At 46.9% G+C, this 23,834-nt stretch carries 20 protein-coding genes and 4 tRNA genes; 19 read left to right on the top strand and 5 right to left on the bottom strand.

The window, feature by feature from the left end; translation table 11 throughout:
- The 3 genes from M1B78_RS16625 to M1B78_RS16615 all read right to left on the bottom strand — a co-directional run.
- Positions 1-196 (bottom strand): phage integrase SAM-like domain-containing protein (locus M1B78_RS16625; RefSeq protein ID WP_257941280.1); only part of this gene is annotated, 196 nt, incomplete at its 3' end.
- Between the two features lie 131 nt (positions 197-327).
- Positions 328-1,101, bottom strand: a complete 774-nt coding sequence (locus tag M1B78_RS16620) for a hypothetical protein (RefSeq protein ID WP_257941279.1) — start codon at positions 1,099-1,101, stop codon at positions 328-330.
- A gap of 5 nt (positions 1,102-1,106) precedes the next feature.
- Positions 1,107-3,167 (bottom strand): HD family phosphohydrolase, encoded by a 2,061-nt coding sequence (locus M1B78_RS16615; RefSeq protein WP_136010227.1) that lies wholly within the window; start codon positions 3,165-3,167, stop codon positions 1,107-1,109.
- 97 nt (positions 3,168-3,264) lie between these two features.
- On the opposite strand from M1B78_RS16615, the gene gltX reads away from it, so the two are divergent.
- Complete coding sequence (gene gltX, locus M1B78_RS16610) at positions 3,265-4,791, top strand: glutamate--tRNA ligase (protein ID WP_148356380.1); 1,527 nt, start codon at positions 3,265-3,267, stop codon at positions 4,789-4,791.
- Between the two features lie 31 nt (positions 4,792-4,822).
- Positions 4,823-6,043: a 3-deoxy-D-manno-octulosonic acid transferase gene (locus tag M1B78_RS16605; protein WP_136010229.1), complete on the top strand. Its 1,221-nt coding sequence runs from the start codon at positions 4,823-4,825 to the stop codon at positions 6,041-6,043.
- A gap of 92 nt (positions 6,044-6,135) precedes the next feature.
- Here the strand turns inward: M1B78_RS16605 and M1B78_RS16600 are convergent, their stop codons facing one another.
- Together M1B78_RS16600 and M1B78_RS16595 are read right to left on the bottom strand one after the other, a co-directional pair.
- A complete protein-coding gene (locus M1B78_RS16600; protein WP_136010230.1) occupies positions 6,136-6,648 on the bottom strand; it encodes a gamma carbonic anhydrase family protein in 513 nt (170 codons plus the stop codon).
- Between the two features lie 4 nt (positions 6,649-6,652).
- A complete protein-coding gene (locus M1B78_RS16595) occupies positions 6,653-8,449 on the bottom strand; it encodes an aminopeptidase P family protein (RefSeq protein ID WP_257941278.1) in 1,797 nt (598 codons plus the stop codon).
- Between the two features lie 244 nt (positions 8,450-8,693).
- Between M1B78_RS16595 and M1B78_RS16590 the strand changes: the two genes are divergently transcribed.
- The 17 genes from M1B78_RS16590 to rpoC all read left to right on the top strand — a co-directional run bounded on the left by M1B78_RS16590 (position 8,694) and on the right by rpoC (position 23,726).
- Positions 8,694-8,909: a hypothetical protein gene (locus M1B78_RS16590; protein ID WP_136010232.1), complete on the top strand. Its 216-nt coding sequence runs from the start codon at positions 8,694-8,696 to the stop codon at positions 8,907-8,909.
- A 244-nt stretch (positions 8,910-9,153) separates the two neighbouring features.
- Positions 9,154-9,345 (top strand): 30S ribosomal protein S21, encoded by a 192-nt coding sequence (gene rpsU, locus M1B78_RS16585; RefSeq protein WP_005825735.1) that lies wholly within the window; start codon positions 9,154-9,156, stop codon positions 9,343-9,345.
- Positions 9,346-9,417: 72 nt separating this feature from the next.
- Positions 9,418-10,302, top strand: coding sequence for a tyrosine recombinase XerC (locus M1B78_RS16580; protein WP_257941277.1), 885 nt, complete (start codon positions 9,418-9,420; stop codon positions 10,300-10,302).
- A gap of 18 nt (positions 10,303-10,320) precedes the next feature.
- Positions 10,321-10,620 (top strand): ribosome hibernation-promoting factor, HPF/YfiA family, encoded by a 300-nt coding sequence (gene hpf, locus M1B78_RS16575; RefSeq protein WP_148356385.1) that lies wholly within the window; start codon positions 10,321-10,323, stop codon positions 10,618-10,620.
- Between the two features lie 94 nt (positions 10,621-10,714).
- Positions 10,715-10,788, top strand: a tRNA-Thr gene (locus M1B78_RS16570).
- Positions 10,789-10,917: 129 nt separating this feature from the next.
- Positions 10,918-11,000: transfer RNA gene (locus tag M1B78_RS16565), tRNA-Tyr, on the top strand.
- Between the two features lie 17 nt (positions 11,001-11,017).
- Positions 11,018-11,089 (top strand) — tRNA-Thr (locus tag M1B78_RS16560).
- Positions 11,090-11,139: 50 nt separating this feature from the next.
- Complete coding sequence (gene tuf / locus M1B78_RS16555; RefSeq protein WP_136010235.1) at positions 11,140-12,324, top strand: elongation factor Tu; 1,185 nt, start codon at positions 11,140-11,142, stop codon at positions 12,322-12,324.
- 56 nt (positions 12,325-12,380) lie between these two features.
- A tRNA-Trp gene (locus M1B78_RS16550) sits at positions 12,381-12,453 on the top strand.
- 14 nt (positions 12,454-12,467) lie between these two features.
- Complete coding sequence (secE, locus tag M1B78_RS16545) at positions 12,468-12,656, top strand: preprotein translocase subunit SecE (protein WP_136010236.1); 189 nt, start codon at positions 12,468-12,470, stop codon at positions 12,654-12,656.
- Positions 12,657-12,668: 12 nt separating this feature from the next.
- Entirely contained in the window at positions 12,669-13,211 is a 543-nt protein-coding gene (gene nusG / locus M1B78_RS16540; RefSeq protein WP_013546665.1) for a transcription termination/antitermination protein NusG, read from the top strand.
- A gap of 59 nt (positions 13,212-13,270) precedes the next feature.
- Positions 13,271-13,714, top strand: a complete 444-nt coding sequence (gene rplK, locus M1B78_RS16535) for a 50S ribosomal protein L11 (RefSeq protein WP_005825722.1) — start codon at positions 13,271-13,273, stop codon at positions 13,712-13,714.
- A gap of 15 nt (positions 13,715-13,729) precedes the next feature.
- Complete coding sequence (rplA, locus tag M1B78_RS16530) at positions 13,730-14,428, top strand: 50S ribosomal protein L1 (protein ID WP_136010238.1); 699 nt, start codon at positions 13,730-13,732, stop codon at positions 14,426-14,428.
- 15 nt (positions 14,429-14,443) lie between these two features.
- Positions 14,444-14,965: a 50S ribosomal protein L10 gene (gene rplJ / locus M1B78_RS16525; protein WP_005825719.1), complete on the top strand. Its 522-nt coding sequence runs from the start codon at positions 14,444-14,446 to the stop codon at positions 14,963-14,965.
- Between the two features lie 61 nt (positions 14,966-15,026).
- Positions 15,027-15,404, top strand: a complete 378-nt coding sequence (rplL, locus tag M1B78_RS16520) for a 50S ribosomal protein L7/L12 (protein WP_004291279.1) — start codon at positions 15,027-15,029, stop codon at positions 15,402-15,404.
- Between the two features lie 105 nt (positions 15,405-15,509).
- Positions 15,510-19,322 (top strand): DNA-directed RNA polymerase subunit beta, encoded by a 3,813-nt coding sequence (gene rpoB / locus M1B78_RS16515; RefSeq protein WP_136010239.1) that lies wholly within the window; start codon positions 15,510-15,512, stop codon positions 19,320-19,322.
- 108 nt (positions 19,323-19,430) lie between these two features.
- Complete coding sequence (rpoC, locus tag M1B78_RS16510; protein WP_136010240.1) at positions 19,431-23,726, top strand: DNA-directed RNA polymerase subunit beta'; 4,296 nt, start codon at positions 19,431-19,433, stop codon at positions 23,724-23,726.
- Positions 23,727-23,834 lie beyond the last annotated feature (108 nt).

The raw sequence follows: 23,834 nt of genomic DNA, 5'->3' as shown, positions 1-23,834 counted from the left end.
GCCTGAGGAAGTTTTCGAATCTCTTCAGCACGGTGGGGCTCAGCCTGCGCATGGGCATGGGTTGCCCCTTGTTGAATACCGAGAATGCATTCACCGCCGATTGGTAGATGTGTGCCGTCCCCCATCTGCCGCCTTCCCGGAGTTCACCGATGACCAAGGAGAACATCTCCTGTAAGGTAATTTCATTTCTGCTCATTTCCAATTTATTTATAAAGGGTTTATCCTGCAATATAAATAAATTGAGAGTAAGTGCAAAGGCATTATTCTGAAATCTGCGAAACGGGAATGATGTCGTATCCGGCAGCTTATTTGTTGGCTAATGTCTGTTTAGTGGCTGATATGAGTATCCTGGAAGAACCGCTTGTTATCATTCAAGCTGCAGGTGGCGTCTACTCCGGCTTGTTGCAGGTGTCCGGCAATCTCATTCAGCTTCTTCCTCGAAACCCTTCCGATATAGAACAGACGGTAACGGTAATCGTTATCCAACAATTCCATGACGTGCGTGAAATTCTGTTCGCGGGCAAAGTCGAAGTTTACTTTTCTCAGGTTCTGATACGGATAGCGGATGGTCCTGCCTACGCTGTGTATGATGAGGTCATCATTGTCCAGCGTCAGGTAGCAGAAGCGGGTCATCAGCATGCTGATGAAAAAAAGACTTAATGCAAATGAAATGATAGCCGGGATGAACCCCCACCATACGTTGCCACTGATGGAATAATATCCCAATATAAGGAACATAAGGAATAAGACAAAGAACCAGAACATATAGAGTGACGGACGCCGGTATGTTTCTGTGGGAATCTCTGCGACTGCCCGTTCCCTTGGTGAATAGTTGTCGAAGGGGATTTCTTGAGAGACCAGATAGCGGATGACCGAGGAAGGGTGACGGAAAGGAGGCAGATAGATTGCTTTTTCTTTCCCATCCTTTAGATGTAAAGTCAGTATGCCCGGACCATATTTGTCTTTTGCAACCAGGTTGCTTTTGCGGGGAATCTGGTGGTAACGCCTCATGAAACTGAAACTCTTGATTTGGTGCAGTCCGATGTGCTGGCTTTGCAGCAGTAGTTCGGCTCTTTTCTGTTCTTTACTGGTCACTTCCATAGTTCTTATTTTTTAAGTTCGGGATAACTGATGCGGGTATGGTATATGGTCTTCAGCTTCTCCTTGAATACGTTTTTCACGGTGGCAATATCCTTGAAGGTGATGGGACATTCCTTGAAATAGCCTTCTGCCACTTGCGAATCGATAATCTTGTCTACCAGGTTGCTGATGCTCTCTTCCGTATATTCGGGCAGACTGCGTGAAGCGGCTTCCACCGAGTCGGCCATCATCAGGATAGCCTGCTCTTTGGTGAACGGGTTGGGACCGGGGTAGGTGAATGCCTCCTCGTTAGGGTCTTCACCGGGGTGTTCGTTTTTCCAGGAGATATAGAAATACTTCGTTTTCCCACGGCCATGGTGAGTGGTGATGAAATCCTTGATTACTTTGGGGAGATTGTTCTTCTCGGCCAGTTTCAGTCCGTCCGTCACATGGCTGATGACGACCAGGGCACTTTGCTCATAGCCCAAATTCTTGTGCGGGTTGACTCTGCCTGACTGGTTCTCGGTGAAGAACACCGGGTTCTCCATCTTGCCGATGTCATGATACAGTGCTCCTGTACGTACCAGCTGGCTTTTGGCTCCGATACGGTTGGCTGCTTCCGCCGCAAGGTTGGCAACCTGCATGGAATGCTGGAAGGTACCGGGAACGGTCTCGGACATGCGGCGCAACAGGCTGTTGTTGATGTTGGACAATTCCACCAGGGTGACATTGGAGGTAAAGCCGAACGTTTTTTCCACTAGGAAGAGCAAGGGATAAGTGAACAGCAGCAGTACTCCGTTGATGACGAAATAGGTGTACATGCTTCCGTTGATTTTTGTCAAGTCGTTTTCTGTAATCAGTTCGAAGGCAAAATAAACAGCGGCATAGGTCAGTATGACAAGAATGGCTGTCCGGAAGAGTTGTGAACGTTGCGAGAGTTCTCTCAGACTGAAGATGGCAACCAGCCCCGCCGAGAGTTGTAGAAGAATGAATTCATGCGGATAGCGCAGGCAGATGGAGCATATCAGGATGGTAGTGACTTGTGCGATGAAAGCTGTGCGCGAGTCGAGGAACACCCGGATAATGACCGGCAGCATGGCATACGGAATGATATATACATTATATATATTGTTGGCAACCATTACGGCTGTTACTATACAATAGAACATGATGGAGGCGAAGAGCAGGGCAAGGTTTCCTCTGCGCTTATAATAATCCTTACGGAACAAGTCGAGATAGTGCATGAAACACAGAATGAAGATACTGACATATAAGACTTGTCCTGCCAACATCAGCCGTTTCTGTCCGATGGATTCGCTACGCTTGATGGATTCTTTTCTCAGACTCTCAAGTATGTTGTATGTTTCTTGGTTGATGATTTCGCCGCGGTCGATTATTTTTTGGCCGCTAAGTACGATACCGTTGGCCCATGAGTAATTGTCGAGCATCTCTTTCTTGGCCGTTTCAGTTCGCTCCTCATCGTAGGTCAGGTTGGGAAACAGATACTCGTTCAGTGAACATTGCCGCAGAATGTCCGGACGGTAGTGCGCGGTATCGGCTGTAAGTATATAGTTGTAGGCATCTTTTACGGAATAGATTTTGTCCATATTTTGCTGGCTTGCCATTTTATCATTGATAATCATGATAGCTGAAGTGCTGTCTTTATGCAGTTGCGCCAGCCTCTCGGTAGAAACGATGCCGGTGTGATATACTTCGGACAGTTTCCTTTCCAGGAAGCGGACGTAATCGGTAGATGGAAGCAGGCTGTGCAGATGAGCCTGATAATTACTTCTCAGTTTGCCAATCACACTCTTTTCGATGCTTTTGTCCAGCTGGAAATATGGTTGGAAGGAGGCAAGGATACTGTCTTGCTCATGCTTCACCACTTCGTCGGCCTTGTAGATGGGAAAGTCGAATGTGGCCATGAGCTGGCCGTACTTCCACGGTTTATCCAGGTCGAACTGGTAATTGAACTTGCCGTCGCGCGGCAGGAAATAAACAATGACTCCCACAGTGCCGATGAATATCAGTGCTCTGTATAACAAATCTCTGAGCGAGAACTCTCTTTTGGTATTGGAATAGCCCATATCAACTGAAATTTTTGCGAAAAGTACAAAAAAAAACATTAGTGTGGAAAAAAAGGTTTAATTTTGCCATCTAAAATATTTATAAGTAAGGTAGATTATGACAGAAAGAAAGGTCAGGGTCCGTTTTGCCCCGAGTCCTACGGGGGCGTTGCACATCGGCGGTGTGCGTACAGCTTTATACAATTATCTCTTTGCGCGTCAGCATGGAGGAGATTTGATATTTCGTATTGAAGATACTGATTCCAACCGATTTGTGCCGGGTGCAGAAGAATATATCCTGGAGTCTTTCAAGTGGTTGGGCATTCCGTTTGACGAGGGCGTGAGTTTCGGTGGAGACCATGGTCCATACCGTCAGTCAGAACGTCGGGAAATATACAAGAAGTATGTTCAGGTTTTGCTGGAGGCCGGAAAAGCCTATATCGCTTTCGATACTCCTGAAGAGCTGGAAGCAAAGCGTGCGGAGATTGCGAACTTCCAGTACGATGCTTCTACCCGCATGCAGATGCGCAATTCGCTGACCCTTCCCAAAGAAGAGGTGGACGCGCTGATTGCTGCCGGCAAGCAGTACGTGGTGCGTTTCAAGATAGAGCCGAACGAGGATGTGCATGTGAACGACCTGATTCGTGGGGAAGTAGTGATAAACTCTTCCATTCTTGATGACAAGGTTCTTTATAAATCGGCAGATGAACTTCCTACTTACCATCTGGCCAATATTGTGGACGACCATTTGATGGAGGTGTCCCATGTGATACGCGGTGAGGAATGGTTGCCTTCGGCACCGCTGCATGTATTGCTCTACCGTGCCTTTGGGTGGGAGGATACCATGCCAGCCTTTGCCCATCTGCCCTTGTTGCTGAAGCCCGAGGGCAACGGCAAATTGAGTAAGCGTGACGGAGATCGCCTGGGCTTTCCGGTTTTCCCGTTGGAGTGGCATGACCCCAAGTCGGGAGATGTCTCCTCAGGCTACCGCGAATCAGGTTATCTGCCCGAAGCAGTCATTAATTTCCTGGCTCTGCTGGGCTGGAATCCGGGTAATGACCAGGAGCTGATGTCTATGGATGAATTGGTGAAATTGTTCGACTTGAGCCATTGCAGCAAGTCGGGTGCCAAATTCGACTATAAGAAAGGTATCTGGTTCAACCATGAGTATATCATGATGAAACCGGATGCGGAGATAGCTTGTCTTTTCAGACCGGTGCTGGAATCCAACGGCATAGACGCCTCCAACTATAGTGACGAGTTCCTAACGAAAGTGGTTTCACTGGTGAAGGGACGCGTCAACTTCGTAAAGGAACTGTGGGACCAGACCCGTTTCTTCTTCGTAGCCCCCACGGAATATGCGGCAAAGGATGTGAAGAAACGTTGGTCGGAAGATACTCCGCGCATCATGACCGAGTTGATGGATGTGTTGCGCGGCATCGGGGATTTCTCCACCAAGGCTTCCGAAGATATTGTGATTGGTTGGATTACCGAGCGTGGCTATCACATGGGAAATGTGATGAATGCCTTCCGCTTGTCAGTGGTGGGCGAATGTAAAGGCCCGCACATGTTCGACATTACCGAGCTGATTGGCAAGGAAGAAACGTTGGCCCGCATACAGCGTGCTGTTGATGCTTTAAAGTGAATAAATCTTCTTCATCCTTAATCCATATAGTATGCTATATGACTTGGCAATAGCCATCTACGATATTCTGGTGCATCTGGCAGCTCCATTTAGCCGTAAGCCCCGAAAGATGATGAAGGGACACTGGGTGGTCTATGAACTTCTCAGGCAGCAGTTGGAGAAGGACGTGCGCTATATCTGGTTCCATGCCGCTTCTTTGGGGGAGTTCGAGCAGGGACGGCCGTTGATTGAGAAAATCCGTGCCAAATATCCGGATTACGGTATTCTGCTGACTTTCTTCTCACCGTCGGGCTATGAGGTCCGCAAGAATTATAGGGGGGCAGACGTCGTCTGTTATCTGCCTTTCGACAAGCCCCGCAATGTGAAGAAGTTTCTGGATATCGTGAATCCCTGTATGGCATTCTTCATCAAGTACGAGTTCTGGAAGAACTATCTGGACGAACTGCACAAGCGCCGTATTCCGGTGTACAGCATTTCCTCCATTTTCCGCCGCGGACAAGTATTCTTCAAGTGGTATGGCGGTACCTACAGACATGTGCTGCGTGACTTCGACCACTTGTTTGTGCAGAATGAACGCTCCAAACGCTATCTGGCGAAAATAGGCATCGGTCGTGTCACGGTGGTGGGCGATACTCGTTTTGACCGTGTGCTGCAGATTCGTGAGGAAGCTAAACATCTGCCTTTGGTGGAGCTTTTCAAGAACAACACGATGACTTTCGTGGCAGGAAGCTCCTGGCAGCCGGACGAGGATTTGTTTATCGAATACTTCAACCAGCATCCGGAGGTGAAGTTGATTATAGCTCCGCACGTCATCGACGAGAACCATCTGGTAGAGATTATCCGTAAACTGAAACGCCCCTACGTGCGCTATACCCGTGCCGACGAGAAGAATGTCCGTAAGGCCGACTGCCTGATTATCGACTGCTTCGGGCTGCTCTCCTCCATCTACCGCTATGGTGAGATTGCCTATATCGGAGGTGGTTTCGGGGTGGGAATCCACAATACCCTTGAGGCTGCGGTTTATGGCATTCCGGTGATTTTCGGACCGAAGTATCAGAAATTTCAGGAGGCCATCCAGTTGCTGGAGGCAAAAGGCGCTTTCTCGGTGAAGGATTATGAGGAACTGAAAACGTTGCTCGACCGTATGTTGGCAGATGAAGTCTTCTTGCGCGAATCAGGCATGAATGCGAGCAATTATGTGACCAGTAATGCCGGTGCAACGGATAAGATAATGAGTATGATAAACTTTTAGAAAAGTAAAGAGTGATAAAAGTGATAGGGCGATAGAGGTGATGGAATGGCATCCCTCTATCGCCCTGCTTTTGGGAGGCGCCTTGCCTCCCTTTATTTGTACCAGTCGGAATACATCAGATAGTTGTGTGCAATCTTCAGGTTCAGCTCCTTGGCCTGTTCCGGAGCCACTTTCTTGATGAACTTGGCGGGGACTCCTCCCCAAATGCTTCCCGGTTCGATGATCGTATTGCTCAATACTAGGGAACCTGCAGCGACAATGGCTCCTTCGCCCACTACTGCGTGGTCAAGGATGGTGGAGCCCATCCCTATCAAAGCATAGTCCTTGATGGTAGCTCCGTGGATGGTCACATTGTGCCCCACGGACACATGGTCGCCTATCTCTATGGTCGATTTCTCGTACAAGGTGTGGAGCACGCTTCCATCCTGGATGTTTACTCCGTTCCCTATGCGGATTGAGTTTACGTCGCCCCGCAGCACGGTGCTGAACCAGATGCTGCAGTCCCGTCCCGTCTTTACGTCGCCAATGACAACAGCATTGTCCGCCAGGAAACAATTCTCTCCGATTTCGGGAGTAAATCCTCTTACTGATTTTATTAATGCCATTTTTTTAGTGATTAGTGGTTAGCTTGCTGCATGCTTCCTTCAGCCATTCCCGCTCTTCTTCGTTCAGGCTTGGCGAAAGTCTTTCGTATACATGCCGGTGATAGTTGTCCAGCCATGCCGTTTCTTCTGCCGTCAGCATCTCTTTGATGATACCTTTCTTGCAGATGGGGCAGAGGGTGATGGTCTCGAATTTCAGGTAATTGCCGAACATGCCTTCACCATCCTTTACGGTCAGCACCAGGTTTTCCGTGCGTATTCCATGGCTTCCGGCTTTATAGACGCCCGGCTCGTTGGAAGTAACCATTCCGGGCTGTAAGGTTATCGGATTCTCGTTCATGCGGATGCTTTGCGGTCCTTCGTGCACATTGAGGAAATGGCCTACGCCGTGTCCCGTACCATGCAGGAAGTTCATGTGGTGCTGCCATATCGGCATGCGGGCCAGCACATCCAGTTGCGCTCCTCGCGTACCTTCCGGAAAGACGGCCATGGCGAGATCGATATGTCCTTTCAGTATCAGGGTGTAGTCCGTCTTCTCTTCTTCGGTCAGTTCTCCCAGCGCGATGGTGCGGGTGATGTCGGTGGTGCCATCCAGGTATTGCGCACCCGAGTCCAGCAGTAGGAATCCCTTGGGTTTCAACGGTACGTCCGTTTCCGGAGTGGCCTCGTAGTGAACGATGGCTCCGTGCTCCTTGTATCCGGCAATGGTATCGAAGCTTTCTCCCATATAGAGTGGTTGCGCGGCACGGAATTCGTGAAGTTTCCTGTCTACGCTGATTTCCGTTTCGTTGCCTGCGGGAACAGCCTCCTCCAGCCATTTCAGGAACTTCACCAGTGCCACCCCGTCGCGTTGCATGGCCGCATGGATGCCGTCTATTTCCCGTTCGTTGCGGATTGCTTTCAACAGGGCGACGGGAGAGGCGCCTTCGATAATCCGGCAGTCGGGGCAGATGGCCGAGTAGGTGGCATAATTTGTTTTGGCCGGGTTCAGCAAGATGCTTTGCGCCTTTATGTTGTGGAGGAATTGCTTTATCTCCCCATAATCATGTATAGATACTCCGGCTTCTGTCAGATGGTTGGCGAGTTCTTTCGTGACTTTCCGCGGTTCGACGAAGAAGCAGGCGTCATGCTCTCCGACTATCAGGTAGCTCACCACTACCGGATTGCAATGTACGTCGTTGCCACGGATGTTCAGCGTCCAGGCTATTTCGTCCAGCGAGGAAATCAGCAAGGCTTCGGCATTCGTCTCCTTCATTCTCAGCCGGAGAGAGTCCAGTTTCTCCCGACAAGTCTTTCCGGCATATTTCAGGTCATGAATAAAGGCGGGACTTTCCGGCCTTTCCGGCCTTTCCGGCCATATCGGGCTCATCGGGTCGGAAATATTCTTCATGGATATGCCGTTCTTATGAAGTTGCTTTTCCAGTTGCAGCACTTCTTCCACGGAGAATACCTGGCCGTCTATGCCTACCGTATCTCCCGGTTTCAGTGTGTCGCTCAGAAAAGTGGGGATGCAGGGAGTTTCCGGCAGCATTTCTTTGTAGAGTTCTATGCCGGTTCCCTCCAACTGCCGGGCGGCTTGCAGAAAGTAACGGGAATCGGTCCATAGTCCGGCTTTATTGCAGGTGACGACTACGGTTCCGGCCGAACCAGTGAAGCCCGAAATCCACTCTCTCGCTTTCCAATGGGGGGCGACGTATTCGCTCATGTGGGCATCTGTGCTGGGAATGATGAAGGCGGCTATGCCCTCTTTGCCGAATGTAGCCCGTAAGGCGTTGATTCTTTCTTTGATGATCTTCTTGTCCATATCTTGATTCTTGATTTAGAGTACCCGATAGGTATTTGTTATGTCATATCTTCCCCAAAGTTACAGCTTTTCTTCCAATAAATGGGTGGCCTCGCCCGGTTTTCTTATACTTTACTCTTCTTCTTGCCACACGCTTGTAAAGAAGCGGTTTCAGTCTGGAAGCAGGCCGTATACAGTCCGTCAGACAGCCTGCTTCAGTCTATGGTAAAGATTTATCTTCAGCCTGAAGATATAAATCTTTACCGTGAAGATTTACATCTTCACCTTGAATACATACATCTTCAACCTGAAGATAACCTTTCCTCATAGGCTGAAACAGACTCATTCCCTGTGGCAGGCCGTCTTGCGAGCAGAGAGAGAGCCTCCGATGAAGGGAGTGTGGGGCCTGAGGGCGATATGTTCAAACCGCAGCCTGGAGGACTTGTGGCTTTTCGGCCTGATCGGACGGCTCTTCCATTGAAGGAAGTTGTCAGAATCCGGAAAGAATTATCCCCCTTCGGGCTCAGGAGTCTGAATCCGATAGCTCTGTTAATGCTGAGCGATACTATCGCCACAAACTCCCGATAACTCCCTAAAATGAAAGAAGCCTGGCCTGAATTGTGGTTTTTTTGGCAGAAAGTTTTGTAAATAAAGAAAGTATGTGTAATTTTGCCGCTCAATTTAATCGTGAGATTTTTTAACCAATAACATTTAATTAAAACAAAATGATTGTAGTACCTGTAAAAGAAGGCGAAAACATTGAAAAAGCGCTGAAGAAATTCAAAAGAAAGTTTGAAAAAACTGGCACAGTTAAGGAGTTGAGACGCAGACAACAGTTTGATAAACCGTCTGTAACTAAAAGACTTAAGAAAGAACGCGCAGTTTACGTTCAACAACTTCAGCAAGTAGAAGATTAATAATTCGTAAATTCCTTTGAATTATTGAATTCTTTTTCATAAATTCGTTGCATGATTTAGATATGTAGCGATATGTTGTTGACAGATTCTTTTCTTGACTACCTTCTGTACGAACGGAATTATTCCAGAGGTACGGTCGAGTACTATCGGGCAGATATTCTTGAACTGCAGAAGTTTGGAGAAGAAATGTTGGGGAACTTTGCTCCGTCGGATGTAGATGCGGGACTTGTTCGTGAATGGATTGCTTCCTTGATGGACAAGGGGCTTGCCTCTAATACGATAAACCGGAAGCTGAGTTCTGTCCGGGCATACTATAAGTTCCTTCTGAGGAAAGGCGAGATTGCGGTAGACCCGTTGCGGAAAGTGACGGGACTCAAGAAGAAAAAGCCGCTTCCGGTATTCCTGAGAGAAGGCGAGATGGATAGGTTGCTGGACGATATGGACTTTGGTGAAGGTTTTGAAGGGTGTCGCGACCGTATGATTATTGAAATGTTTTATGCCACCGGCATGCGACTTTCAGAATTGATAGGGCTGGATGACAAGGATATCGATTTTTCGGCTTCTCTCGTTAAAGTGACGGGAAAGCGGAATAAGCAACGTCTTATACCTTTCGATGAGGAGCTGGGGTGCTCGATGCGGGAATATGTCAATGTACGGAATGAAGCTGTTCCGGTTCGCTCGGATGCTTTTTTTGTCCGGAAGAACGGAAAGAGGCTTTACCGCAGTATCGTAGCATGCCTTGTGAAACGAAACCTTTCGAAGGTAGTGACCGTAAAAAAACGAAGTCCCCACGTGCTGAGGCACACCTTTGCAACGGCTATGCTGAACAATGGTGCTGATTTGGGCTCGATAAAAGAACTCCTCGGGCACGAGAGTCTGGCGACGACGGAAATATATACGCATACTACTTTCGAGGAACTTAAAAAAGTGTATAATCAGGCTCATCCCCGGGCCTAAAGTAAAAAGGAGGTAAGTATGGAAGTAAGAATTCAATCGATTCACTTTGATGCGTCAGAGCAATTGCAATCTTTCATTCAAAAGAAAGTTGCTAAGTTGGAGAAATTTTACGACGATATAAAGAAAGTAGAGGTGTCATTAAAGGTGGTGAAACCGGAAGCAGCCGAAAATAAAGAAGCCGGAGTGAAAGTAATGGTTCCCAATGGCGAGTTTTATGCAAACAAGGTCTGTGATACGTTTGAAGAAGCCGTGGATTTATGCCTGGAAGCTTTGGAAAAACAGCTGGTTAAGTACAAGGAAAAACAACGAAACAAATAATTTTCCGCTAAAATTTTGCGGGTAAAAAATAAATGCCTAAATTTGCAGCCGTTTCGCTCACGTAATGAATGTTACGGTTGCATTTTTTGAGCTTGCCTCTTTAGCTCAGTTGGCCAGAGCACGTGATTTGTAATCTCGGGGTCGTTGGTTCGAATCCGACAAGAGGCTCGCCTAGGAGATGGAGTAGAATGATTTCTTCTCTTCATGGAGTGAAGGCGATATGAAAACGGAAGGTTGTCCGGACAAAGTCGCTCTGTGATGATTCAGTTAAGGAAAAAAGAGTTCTTTTATAATCTAGGGCAAATACCAGAGTGGCCAAATGGGGCAGACTGTAAATCTGCTGGCTTACGCCTTCGGTGGTTCGAATCCATCTTTGCCCACAACTCTTATTCTTCTTGCTGTTATAGCTCAGCGGTAGAGCACTTCCTTGGTAAGGAAGAGGTCCCGGGTTCAAGTCCCGGTAACAGCTCACAATGATGTAAAAGCTGATTATTAATCAAATAAATAACAAGTAAAGCTATGGCTAAAGAGAAATTCGAACGTACCAAACCGCACGTAAACATTGGTACAATTGGTCACGTTGACCACGGTAAAACCACGTTGACAGCTGCTATCACTACAGTGTTGGCGAAAAAAGGTCTTTCTGAGTTGCGCTCTTTCGATTCAATCGATAACGCTCCTGAAGAAAAGGAAAGAGGTATCACTATCAATACTTCTCACGTAGAGTATGAAACAGCTAACCGTCACTACGCTCACGTAGACTGTCCGGGTCACGCTGACTACGTAAAGAACATGGTAACTGGTGCTGCTCAGATGGACGGTGCTATCATCGTAGTTGCTGCTACTGATGGTCCGATGCCTCAGACTCGTGAGCACATCTTGCTGGCTCGTCAGGTAAACGTTCCGAGATTGGTTGTATTCATGAACAAGTGCGACATGGTAGACGATGCTGAAATGTTGGAGCTCGTTGAAATGGAAATGCGCGAACTACTTTCAGCTTACGAATTCGACGGTGACAACACTCCGTTCATCCAAGGTTCTGCTCTTGGTGCATTGAATGGTGTTGAGAAGTGGGAAGAAAAAGTTATGGAGCTGATGGAAGCTTGCGATACTTGGATTCCTCTGCCTCCGCGTGACATTGATAAACCGTTCTTGATGCCGGTTGAAGATGTATTCTCAATCACTGGTCGTGGTACTGTAGCTACTGGTCGTATCGAAGCTGGTGTTATTCATGTAGGTGACGAAGTTGAAATCCTCGGTTTGGGTGAAGACAAGAAGTCTGTTGTAACAGGCGTTGAAATGTTCCGTAAATTGCTGGATCAGGGTGAAGCCGGTGATAACGTAGGTTTGCTGCTCCGCGGTATCGACAAGAACGAAATCAAACGTGGTATGGTTCTTTGTAAGCCGGGTCAGATTAAGCCTCACTCTAAGTTCAAAGCTTCTATCTACGTTTTGAAGAAAGAAGAAGGTGGTCGTCACACTCCGTTCCATAATAAATATCGTCCTCAGTTCTATCTGCGTACTATGGACTGTACAGGTGAAATCTCTCTTCCGGAAGGAACTGAAATGGTAATGCCTGGTGATAACGTAGAAATTACTGTAGAACTGATTTACCCGGTAGCATTGAACGTAGGTCTGCGTTTCGCTATCCGCGAAGGTGGTCGTACGGTAGGATCTGGTCAGATTACTGAAATTCTTGACTAATCACCAATATAATCTTAATCAGTTCCCGGTGTTTATCGGGAACTGATTATGTTCAAACGGGAGTAGCTCAGTTGGTAGAGCACCGGTCTCCAAAACCGGGTGTCGGGAGTTCGAGCCTCTCCTCCCGTGCTAATATTTTTGAAATGAAGAAGATTGTAGCTTATTTGAAAGAAACTTACGACGAACTTGTTCATAAAGTGTCGTGGCCTACGTATTCTGAACTTACTAACAGTGCAGTAGTTGTTTTATATGCTTCCCTACTAATTGCAGTGGTAGTATTCGCGATGGACTTCTGTTTTCAGCATCTGATGGAATTTGTTTATCCACATTAAACGTAAGAAGAAATGTCTGAGATTGAAAAGAAATGGTACGTTCTGCGTGCTATTAGCGGAAAAGAAGCTAAGGTAAAGGAATACCTTGAAGCTGATATCAAAAACAGCGACCTTGGTGATTACGTATCTCAGGTATTGATTCCTACCGAAAAGGTATATCAGGTTCGCAATGGTAAGAAAATTGTGAAAGAGAGAAGTTATCTTCCTGGTTACGTTTTGGTGGAGGCTGCTCTGGTGGGTGAGGTTGCTCACCATCTGAGAAATACTCCTAATGTGATAGGGTTCTTGGGTGGTTCGGACAAACCCGTACCTCTGAGACAGTCGGAAGTGAATCGTATACTTGGTACGGTCGACGAATTGCAGGAATCAGGTGAAGACTTGAATATCCCGTATGTGGTCGGCGAGACTGTAAAAGTGAATTACGGTCCGTTCAGTGGATTCAGTGGAATCATTGAAGAAGTGAACACCGAGAAGAAGAAACTGAAGGTCATGGTCAAGATATTCGGACGGAAGACTCCGCTCGAATTGGGCTTTATGCAAGTTGAAAAAGAATAGTGCAGGTGTTACGCTGTAGTATTCTTCATTAATATTTATACATATAAATCAATTAGAAAATGGCTAAAGAAGTTGCTGGATTAATCAAATTACAGATTAAAGGAGGCGCGGCAAATCCATCACCCCCAGTAGGACCTGCATTGGGTTCCAAGGGTATCAATATCATGGAGTTTTGCAAGCAATTCAACGCCAGAACCCAAGACAAAGCAGGAAAGATTCTTCCTGTGATTATCACTTACTACGCAGACAAGTCTTTCGATTTTGTAATCAAGACTCCTCCCGTGGCTATCCAGTTGTTGGAAGTGACGAAGCAAAAGAGTGGTTCTGCTGAGCCTAACCGTAAGAAAGTTGCCGAGATTACTTGGGAACAAGTTCGTACGATTGCTCAGGACAAAATGGTTGACTTGAACTGTTTCACTGTAGAAGCTGCCATGAAAATGGTTGCCGGTACAGCTAGAAGTATGGGTATCGCTGTAAAAGGGGAGTTCCCGGTTAATAATTAATAAACTTCAATTAGAATGGGTAAACTGACAAAAAATCAAAAGTTGGCTGCAGAAAAAATTGAAGCAGGGAAAGCATACTCTCTCAAGGAAGCTGCTCAGTTGGTAAAAGAAATCACTTATACCAAGTTTGACGCTTCTCTGGATATTGACGTACGTTTGGGCGTTGACCCGCGTAAGGCCAACCAGATGGTGAGAGGTGTTGTATCACTTCCTCACGGTACTGGTAAGGTTGTACGCGTTTTGGTGCTTTGTACACCAGATGCTGAAGTTGCTGCAAAAGAAGCCGGAGCTGACTATGTTGGTCTTGACGAATATATTGAAAAGATCAAAGGTGGATGGACTGATATTGATGTGATTATCACTATGCCGTCTATCATGGGTAAAATTGGTGCACTCGGTCGTGTGCTCGGTCCTCGTGGATTGATGCCTAACCCAAAGAGTGGCACTGTAACTATGGATGTTGCTAAAGCTGTAAGAGAAGTAAAACAAGGCAAAATCGACTTCAAGGTTGACAAGAGTGGTATTGTTCATACTTCTATCGGTAAAGTTTCATTTAGTGCTGAGCAAATTCGTGACAATGCGAAAGAATTCATCTCTACTTTGAATAAATTGAAACCGACTGCAGCCAAGGGTACATATATTAAGAGTATTTATCTTTCTAGCACGATGAGTGCGGGCATCAAGATTGACCCGAAAACAGTAGAAGAAATCTAATAAAACGGAGTAATAATGAGAAAGGAAGATAAAAGTACGATTATTGAGCAGATTGCTGCTACAGTGAAGGAATACGGTCACTTCTATTTGGTGGATACCACTGCCATGAATGCTGCTACAACCAGCATGTTGAGAAGAGAATGTTTCAAGGCTGACATCAAATTGATGGTAGTTAAGAATACATTGCTTCACAAGGCATTGGAGAGCCTGGAAGAAGACTTTTCTCCGCTTTATGGTTCTCTGAAAGGTACAACTGCCGTAATGTTCAGCAACGTTGCTAACGCTCCGGCCAAGTTGATTAAAGATAAGGCTAAGAACGGTATTCCCGGACTGAAGGCTGCGTATGCGGAAGAAAGCTTCTATGTTGGTGCTGACCAGTTGGATGCTCTCGTAAGTATCAAGAGCAAGAATGAAGTTATTGCCGATATTGTTGCATTGCTGCAGTCACCGGCCAAGAATGTTATTTCTGCTCTGCAATCAGGTGGTAACACCCTCCACGGAGTTCTTAAGACTCTTGGTGAACGTCCCGAAGCGTAAATTTCGGAAAAAGAATTATATCAATTTATTTAGTATTTAAACAATTAAAAATCATACAAAAATGGCAGATTTGAAAGCTTTTGCAGAACAATTAGTTAACTTGACAGTAAAAGAAGTTAATGAACTTGCAACAATCCTGAAAGAAGAATATGGTATTGAACCTGCTGCTGCAGCTGTAGCTGTTGCTGCTGGTCCTGCAGCCGGTGGTGCTGCTGCCGCAGAAGAAAAGACTTCTTTCGACGTAGTATTGAAGAGCGCTGGCTCAGCTAAACTTCAGGTAGTTAAAGCCGTTAAGGAAGCTTGCGGTCTTGGCTTGAAGGAAGCTAAGGACATGGTAGACGGTGCTCCTAGCGTAGTAAAGGAAGGTTTGGCTAAGGACGAAGCAGAATCATTGAAGAAAACATTGGAAGAAGCTGGAGCTGAAGTTGAACTTAAATAACATTAGCCTGTAAATCAGGTAATTCGGTTAGGAACCCTTAGTGAAAAGGGTTCTTAACCTTTTTGTGTATATATTTAAAATTAAGTTCTACAAATCCATTAACAGATGTCTTCAAATACTGTAAATCAAAGAGTTAATTTTGCTTCGACTAAGAATCCGCTTGAATATCCGGATTTTCTGGAAGTACAATTGAAGTCATTCAAAGACTTTCTACAACTGGACACTCCACCCGAGAAGCGTAAGAACGAGGGACTGTATAAAGTATTTGCTGAAAACTTCCCCATTGCCGATACAAGAAATAATTTTGTTCTTGAGTTTTTGGACTACTATATTGATCCGCCGCGCTATACCATTGATGAATGTATAGAGCGAGGGCTTACATATAGCGTGCCTTTGAAGGCAAAATTGAAATTATATTGTACCGACCCTGACCATGAGGATTTTGACACGGTCATTCAAGACGTGTTCCTTGGCCCTATTCCTTACATGACGGATAAAGCCACATTCGTCATCAACGGTGCGGAACGTGTGGTTGTATCCCAGCTTCACCGTTCACCGGGCGTATTCTTCGGACAGAGCGTACATGCCAACGGTACCAAGTTGTACTCAGCCCGTATCATCCCGTTCAAGGGTTCGTGGATTGAGTTTGCCACCGACATTAACAATGTCATGTATGCGTACATTGACCGTAAGAAGAAATTGCCGGTTACCACTTTGCTGAGAGCCATCGGTTTTGAGAATGACAAGGACATTCTCGAGATTTTTAATTTGGCGGAAGACGTGAAGGTGAACAAGACGAGTCTCAAGAAGATGGTGGGACGTAAGTTGGCCGCACGTGTGTTGAAAACATGGATTGAGGATTTTGTAGACGAAGATACCGGTGAGGTTGTTTCCATCGAGCGTAACGAAGTCGTTATCGACCGTGAAACAGTAATCGAGCCGGAGCATGTTGACATTATATTAGAGTCGGGAGTTCAGAATATCCTCGTACACAAGGAAGAGCCGAACCAGTCTGACTATTCTATTATATATAATACTCTGCAGAAGGACCCGAGTAACTCGGAAAAAGAAGCTGTACTCTACATCTATCGCCAGTTGCGTAATGCAGACCCTGCTGATGATGCCAGTGCACGCGAGGTTATCAATAACTTGTTCTTCTCAGAAAAGAGATATGACCTGGGTGATGTAGGTCGTTATCGTATCAACAGAAAGTTGAACTTGACGACAGATATGGACGTGCGTGTCCTTACCAAGGAAGATATTATCGAAATCATCAAATATCTCATCGAGTTGATTAACTCGAAAGCAGACGTGGACGATATCGACCACTTGAGCAACCGTCGTGTGCGTACAGTGGGCGAGCAGTTGTCCAATCAGTTTGCTATCGGTCTGGCACGTATGTCGCGTACTATCCGCGAGCGTATGAACGTCCGTGACAATGAAGTCTTTACTCCGATTGACTTGATTAACGCCAAAACAATCTCTTCTGTTATCAATTCATTCTTCGGAACGAATGCTTTGTCACAGTTCATGGACCAAACCAATCCGCTGGCCGAGATTACCCATAAGCGCCGTATGTCTGCCTTAGGACCTGGCGGTCTGTCACGTGAGCGTGCTGGTTTCGAGGTTCGTGACGTACACTATACTCACTACGGACGTCTTTGTCCTATCGAGACCCCTGAAGGCCCGAACATCGGTTTGATTTCTTCACTCTGTGTGTTTGCGAAAATCAACGAGCTCGGCTTCATTGAAACTCCATACCGTAAAGTGACAGAGGGTAAGGTTGATCTTTCTGACGAAGGTCTGGTTTACCTCACTGCTGAAGAAGAGGAAGCCAAGATTATTGCTCAGGGCAATGCTCCTTTGAATGATGATGGTACTTTTGTACGTGATAAGGTAAAATCCCGTCAGGATGCTGACTATCCGGTGGTTTCTCCTGCCGAGGTGGAATTGATGGACGTATCTCCCCAGCAGATTGCTTCTATTGCGGCTTCTTTGATTCCGTTCTTGGAACATGATGACGCCAACCGTGCATTGATGGGATCAAACATGATGCGCCAGGCTGTTCCTTTGTTGAAGAGCGAAGCTCCGATTGTAGGTACCGGTATCGAGCGTCAGCTGGCATGCGACTCTCGTACGCAGATTACTGCTGAAGGTGACGGTGTGGTTGAATTCGTGGATGCAACGACTATTCGTATTCTGTACGACCGTACGGAGGAGGAAGAGTTCGTAAGCTTCGAGCCTGCTTTGAAAGAATATAATATCCCGAAGTGGCGCCGCACTAACCAGAACATGACGATTGACCTCCGCCCAATTTGCGAGAAGGGGCAGCGTGTTACTGCAGGTCAAATCCTGACCGAAGGTTATTCAACAGAAGACGGAGAGCTTGCACTGGGTAAGAACCTGCTGGTTGCTTACATGCCGTGGAAAGGTTATAACTATGAGGATGCTATCGTACTGAACGAACGTGTGGTTCGTGAGGACCTTCTGACTTCCGTGCACGTGGAAGAATATTCTTTGGAAGTTCGCGAAACGAAGCGTGGTATGGAAGAGCTGACCTCTGACATCCCCAACGTAAGTGAGGAAGCTACCAAGGATCTTGACGAAAACGGTATTGTTCGTGTGGGTGCCCGTATCGAGCCGGGCGATATTCTTATCGGTAAGATTACTCCGAAAGGTGAGTCGGATCCTTCTCCGGAAGAGAAGTTGCTCCGTGCTATTTTTGGTGATAAGGCCGGTGATGTGAAGGATGCCTCCCTGAAGGCTTCTCCTTCTTTAAAGGGTGTCGTTATCGGTAAGCGCCTGTTCTCTCGTGTTGTCAAGACACGCAGCTCCAAACTGGCTGATAAGGCTTTGTTGCCGAAGATTGATGATGAGTTCGACGCTAAGATTAATGACCTTAAAAAAGTATTGATAAACAAACTGTTGAAGCTTACAGAAAACTATACATCGGAAGGTGTGAAAGATTATATGGGTGCCGACATTATTTCCAAAGGCGCCAGATTCTCTGCCTCCGATTTCAGTGATTTGGACTTCACTGCTGTTCAGTTGAGCAGTTGGACGAAGGATGAACATACCAACGAACTGATTCGTGCATTGGTGATGAACTTCATCAAGAAGTACAAGGAACTCGATGCTGAATTGAAACGCAAGAAGTTTGCCATCACTATCGGTGACGAGTTGCCGGCAGGTATCATCCAGATGGCCAAGGTATACATTGCAAAGAAACGTAAGATTGGTGTTGGTGACAAGATGGCCGGTCGTCACGGTAACAAGGGTATCGTTTCCCGTGTGGTACGTCAGGAAGACATGCCGTTCCTTGCTGACGGTACTCCGGTAGACATTGTACTGAATCCGTTGGGTGTGCCTTCACGTATGAACATTGGTCAGATATTCGAGGCTGTTCTCGGTCGTGCAGGAAAGAACTTGGGCGTGAAGTTTGCAACTCCTATCTTTGACGGTGCATCTTTGGACGATTTGAACGAATGGACCGACAAGGCTGGCCTGCCGCGCTACGGCAAGACAACGCTGTATGATGGTGGTACCGGTGAAGCATTCGAGCAGCAGGCTACGGTAGGTGTGACCTACATGCTGAAGCTCGGTCACATGGTTGAAGACAAGATGCACGCACGTTCCATCGGCCCATACTCACTCATTACGCAACAGCCGTTGGGTGGTAAGGCACAGTTCGGTGGTCAGCGTTTTGGAGAAATGGAGGTTTGGGCACTTGAAGCTTTCGGTGCCGCACACATTCTGCAGGAAATCTTGACTATCAAGTCTGATGACGTTGTTGGGCGTTCCAAGGCTTATGAAGCAATTGTGAAGGGTGAGCCGATGCCTGCTCCGGGTATCCCCGAGTCACTGAACGTATTGCTACACGAGTTGAGAGGTTTGGGCTTGAGCATCAACTTAGAATAATGGATAATTGATAATTGAGAATGGGTAATGTAAGTTCCCATTCTCAATTATCGGTTTTCAGTTTTTCATTTTCAATTTTCCATTGTCAATTATCAATTAAATAAATTTATGGCTTTTAGAAAAGATAACAAGATAAAGAGTAATTTCTCGAAAATCTCTATCGGTTTGGCTTCTCCTGAGGAAATCCTAGAGAATTCGAGTGGTGAAGTTTTAAAGCCTGAAACCATCAACTATCGTACGTATAAGCCTGAACGTGACGGATTATTCTGCGAGCGCATCTTTGGTCCTATCAAGGATTACGAGTGCCATTGCGGTAAGTACAAGCGTATCCGTTACAAAGGTATCGTCTGCGACCGTTGCGGTGTGGAAGTGACTGAAAAGAAAGTGCGCCGTGAGCGTATGGGGCACATTCAGCTCGTTGTACCCGTGGCTCACATCTGGTACTTCCGTTCACTTCCCAACAAAATCGGCTACTTGTTGGGGCTGCCTACCAAGAAGCTAGATGCCATTATCTATTACGAGCGTTATGTTGTCATTCAACCGGGTGTACTGTCTGATGAAGTGGCACAGTACGACTTGCTTGAAGAAGGAGAATATCTGGACTTGCTGGAAAAACTGCCGAAAGACAACCAGTTCCTCGAAGATTCAGACCCCAATAAGTTTATTGCCAAGATGGGTGCGGAAGCTATCTACGATTTGCTGTCACGCCTTAATCTCGACTCTTTGTCTTACGAACTGCGTAACCGTGCCGGAAGCGATGCATCACAGCAACGCAAGACCGAAGCCTTAAAGCGTCTTCAGGTCGTTGAGTCGTTCCGTGCATCACGTGGACGTAACAAGCCCGAGTGGATGATTGTACGCATTGTACCGGTTATTCCACCCGAACTTCGTCCGTTGGTTCCGTTGGATGGTGGCCGTTTCGCAACTTCCGACTTGAATGACCTTTATCGTCGTGTCATTATCCGCAACAACCGTCTAAAGAGATTGATTGAGATCAAAGCTCCTGAGGTGATTTTGCGTAATGAAAAGCGTATGTTGCAGGAAGCTGTAGACTCTCTGTTCGACAACTCCCGTAAATCGAGCGCAGTGAAGACCGATGCTAACCGTCCGTTGAAGTCTCTTTCCGATAGTTTGAAGGGTAAGCAGGGACGTTTCCGTCAGAATTTGTTGGGTAAGCGTGTCGACTATTCCGCACGTTCTGTAATCGTTGTAGGTCCGGAGTTGAAGATGGGCGAATGTGGTATCCCGAAACTGATGGCAGCCGAGCTTTACAAACCGTTCATTATCCGTAAGCTTATTGAGCGCGGTATAGTGAAGACTGTAAAGAGCGCCAAGAAGATTGTAGACCGCAAGGAACCTGTTATCTGGGATATTCTGGAACACGTGATGAAGGGTCATCCGGTGTTGTTGAATCGTGCCCCGACACTTCACCGTCTCGGTATCCAGGCATTCCAGCCCAAGATGATTGAAGGTAAGGCAATCCAGCTGCATCCGTTGGCATGTACGGCGTTCAATGCCGACTTCGACGGTGACCAGATGGCTGTGCACTTGCCACTGAGCAATGAAGCGATTCTGGAAGCACAGATGCTGATGCTACAGTCGCACAATATATTGAACCCTGCCAACGGTGCTCCTATCACTGTGCCTGCCCAGGATATGGTACTCGGTTTGTACTACATTACTAAGTTGCGCAAAGGTGCCAAGGGTGAGGGCCTGACATTCTATGGTCCCGAGGAAGCGCTGATTGCCTACAATGAAGGCAAGTGTGACATCCATGCTCCGGTAAGCGTCGTAGTGAAAGACGTTGACGGGAATGGCAACATTGTGGACAAGATGATGCACGATACTTCTGTAGGTCGTGTCATTGTTAACGAAATTGTTCCGGCAGAAGCAGGATACATCAATACGATTATCTCCAAGAAGTCACTCCGCGACATCATCAGTCACGTAATTAAGGTGTGTGGTGTTGCCAAGGCAGCCGACTTCCTTGACGGAATCAAGAACCTCGGTTACTATATGGCCTTCAAGGGTGGTCTGTCGTTCAACTTGGGCGATATCATCATCCCGGAAGAAAAGGAAGCATTGGTACAGAAGGGTTACGATGAAGTAGAGCAGGTAATCAATAACTATAACATGGGTTTCATCACCAACAACGAGCGTTACAATCAGGTAATCGATATCTGGACACACGTGAACTCAGAATTGTCAAACATCCTGATGAAAACCATTTCAAGCGATGACCAGGGCTTCAACTCCGTATACATGATGTTGGATTCCGGTGCCCGTGGTTCTAAGGAACAGATTCGTCAGCTCTCCGGTATGCGTGGTTTGATGGCAAAGCCCCAGAAAGCAGGTGCCGAAGGTGGTCAGATTATCGAAAACCCGATTCTTTCTAACTTTAAGGAGGGTTTGTCGGTGTTGGAGTACTTTATTTCTACTCACGGTGCTCGTAAGGGTCTTGCCGATACTGCTTTGAAGACGGCCGACGCCGGATACTTGACTCGTCGTCTGGTTGATGTATCGCATGATGTGATTATTAATGAAGAAGACTGCGGCACACTCCGCGGATTGGTTTGTACGGCATTGAAGAACAATGATGAAATCATTGCTACTCTGTACGAACGTATCTTGGGTCGTGTGTCCGTACATGATATTGTTCATCCTACAACCGGTGAACTGATTGTGGCCGGCGGTGAGGAAATTACCGAGGACATTGCACAGCGTATTGAAGATTCTCCAATCGAGAGTGTTGAAATCCGTTCAGTATTGACTTGCGAATCCAAGAAGGGGGTTTGTGCTAAGTGCTACGGACGTAATCTGGCTTCCAGTCGTATGGTTCAGAAGGGTGAGGCAGTCGGTGTAATTGCTGCACAGTCTATCGGTGAGCCGGGTACACAGTTGACACTGCGTACATTCCATGCTGGTGGTACGGCAGCCAATATTGCTGCCAACGCAAGTATTGTGGCCAAGAACCCTGCTCGTCTGGAATTCGAAGAACTCCGTACGGTAGACGTTATCGATGAAGCAGGCGAACCGGCAAAGGTTGTGGTAGGACGTCTGGCCGAAGTACGTTTCGTGGATGTCAATACGGGTATCGTACTCTCCACTCACAACGTGCCCTACGGCTCTACGCTCTATGCAGCTGATGGCGAAATGGTAGAGAAAGGAAAGATGATTGCCCGTTGGGACCCGTTCAACGCGGTTATCATTACCGAAGCTACCGGTAAGATTGAATTTGAAGGCGTTATTGAAAACGTGACTTATAAGGTAGAGTCTGATGAATCTACCGGTTTGCGTGAAATCATTATCATTGAGTCTAAGGACAAGACGAAGGTGCCTACTGCACATATCATGACCGAAGACGGTGAACTGATTCGTACATACAACCTCCCGGTTGGTGGCCATGTGGTGGTTGAGGACGGACAGAAGGTGAAGGCCGGTGAAGTTATCGTGAAGATTCCGCGTGCCGTAGGTAAGGCGGGTGATATCACGGGTGGTCTTCCCCGTGTCACTGAACTGTTCGAGGCACGCAACCCGTCTAATCCTGCCGTGGTTTCAGAAATTGACGGTGAGGTTACTATGGGTAAGGTAAAACGCGGTAATCGTGAAATTATCGTTACTTCCAAAACCGGTGAAGTGAAGAAGTACCTCGTCCCGTTGTCTAAGCAGATTCTGGTTCAGGAAAACGACTATGTACGTGCCGGTACTCCCTTGTCTGACGGTGCCATTACGCCTGCGGACATTCTGGCTATCAAAGGTCCTACGGCCGTGCAGGAATATATCGTGAACGAGGTTCAGGACGTTTATCGTCTGCAGGGTGTGAAGATTAATGACAAGCACTTTGAAATCATCGTTCGTCAGATGATGCGTAAGGTGGAAATCGACGAGCCGGGCGATACCCGTTTCCTGGAACAACAGGTTGTTGACAAGATGGAATTCATGGAAGAGAACGACCGTATCTGGGGAAAGAAGGTGGTAGTGGATGCCGGAGATTCCCAGAGCCTGCAGGCCGGTCAGATTGTAACAGCCCGCAAACTGCGGGACGAGAACTCCATGTTGAAACGTCGCGACTTGAAACCCGTGGAAGTGCGTGATGCTGTGCCTGCGACTTCTACACAGATTCTTCAAGGTATCACCCGTGCTGCATTGCAGACTTCGAGTTTCATGTCGGCTGCTTCCTTCCAGGAAACGACGAAGGTGCTGAACGAGGCTGCTATCAACGGAAAGGTAGACCGTCTGGAAGGTATGAAGGAGAACGTAATTTGCGGTCACTTGATTCCTGCCGGTACCGGACAACGCGAGTTTGAGAAGATTATTGTTGGCTCCAAGGAAGAATACGACCGTATGCTTGCCAACAAGAAGACGGTACTTGATTATGCTGTAGACGAGAAAGTAGAGGGATAGCCGATACAACGTCAATAGAATTCTTGAATATGAGGTTGTGTCAAAACGTTGGCACAACCTTTTTCTATAATTTATAGTCCTGTTATCTTTTCTTTTGTCTACGCCGCT

The organism is Bacteroides muris (ex Fokt et al. 2023) (assembly GCF_024704895.1).
GTDB classification, from domain to species: domain Bacteria; phylum Bacteroidota; class Bacteroidia; order Bacteroidales; family Bacteroidaceae; genus Bacteroides; species Bacteroides muris.
The sequence above is the reverse complement of the archived record's forward strand: the minus strand, read 5'-3'. Positions and strand labels throughout refer to the sequence as shown.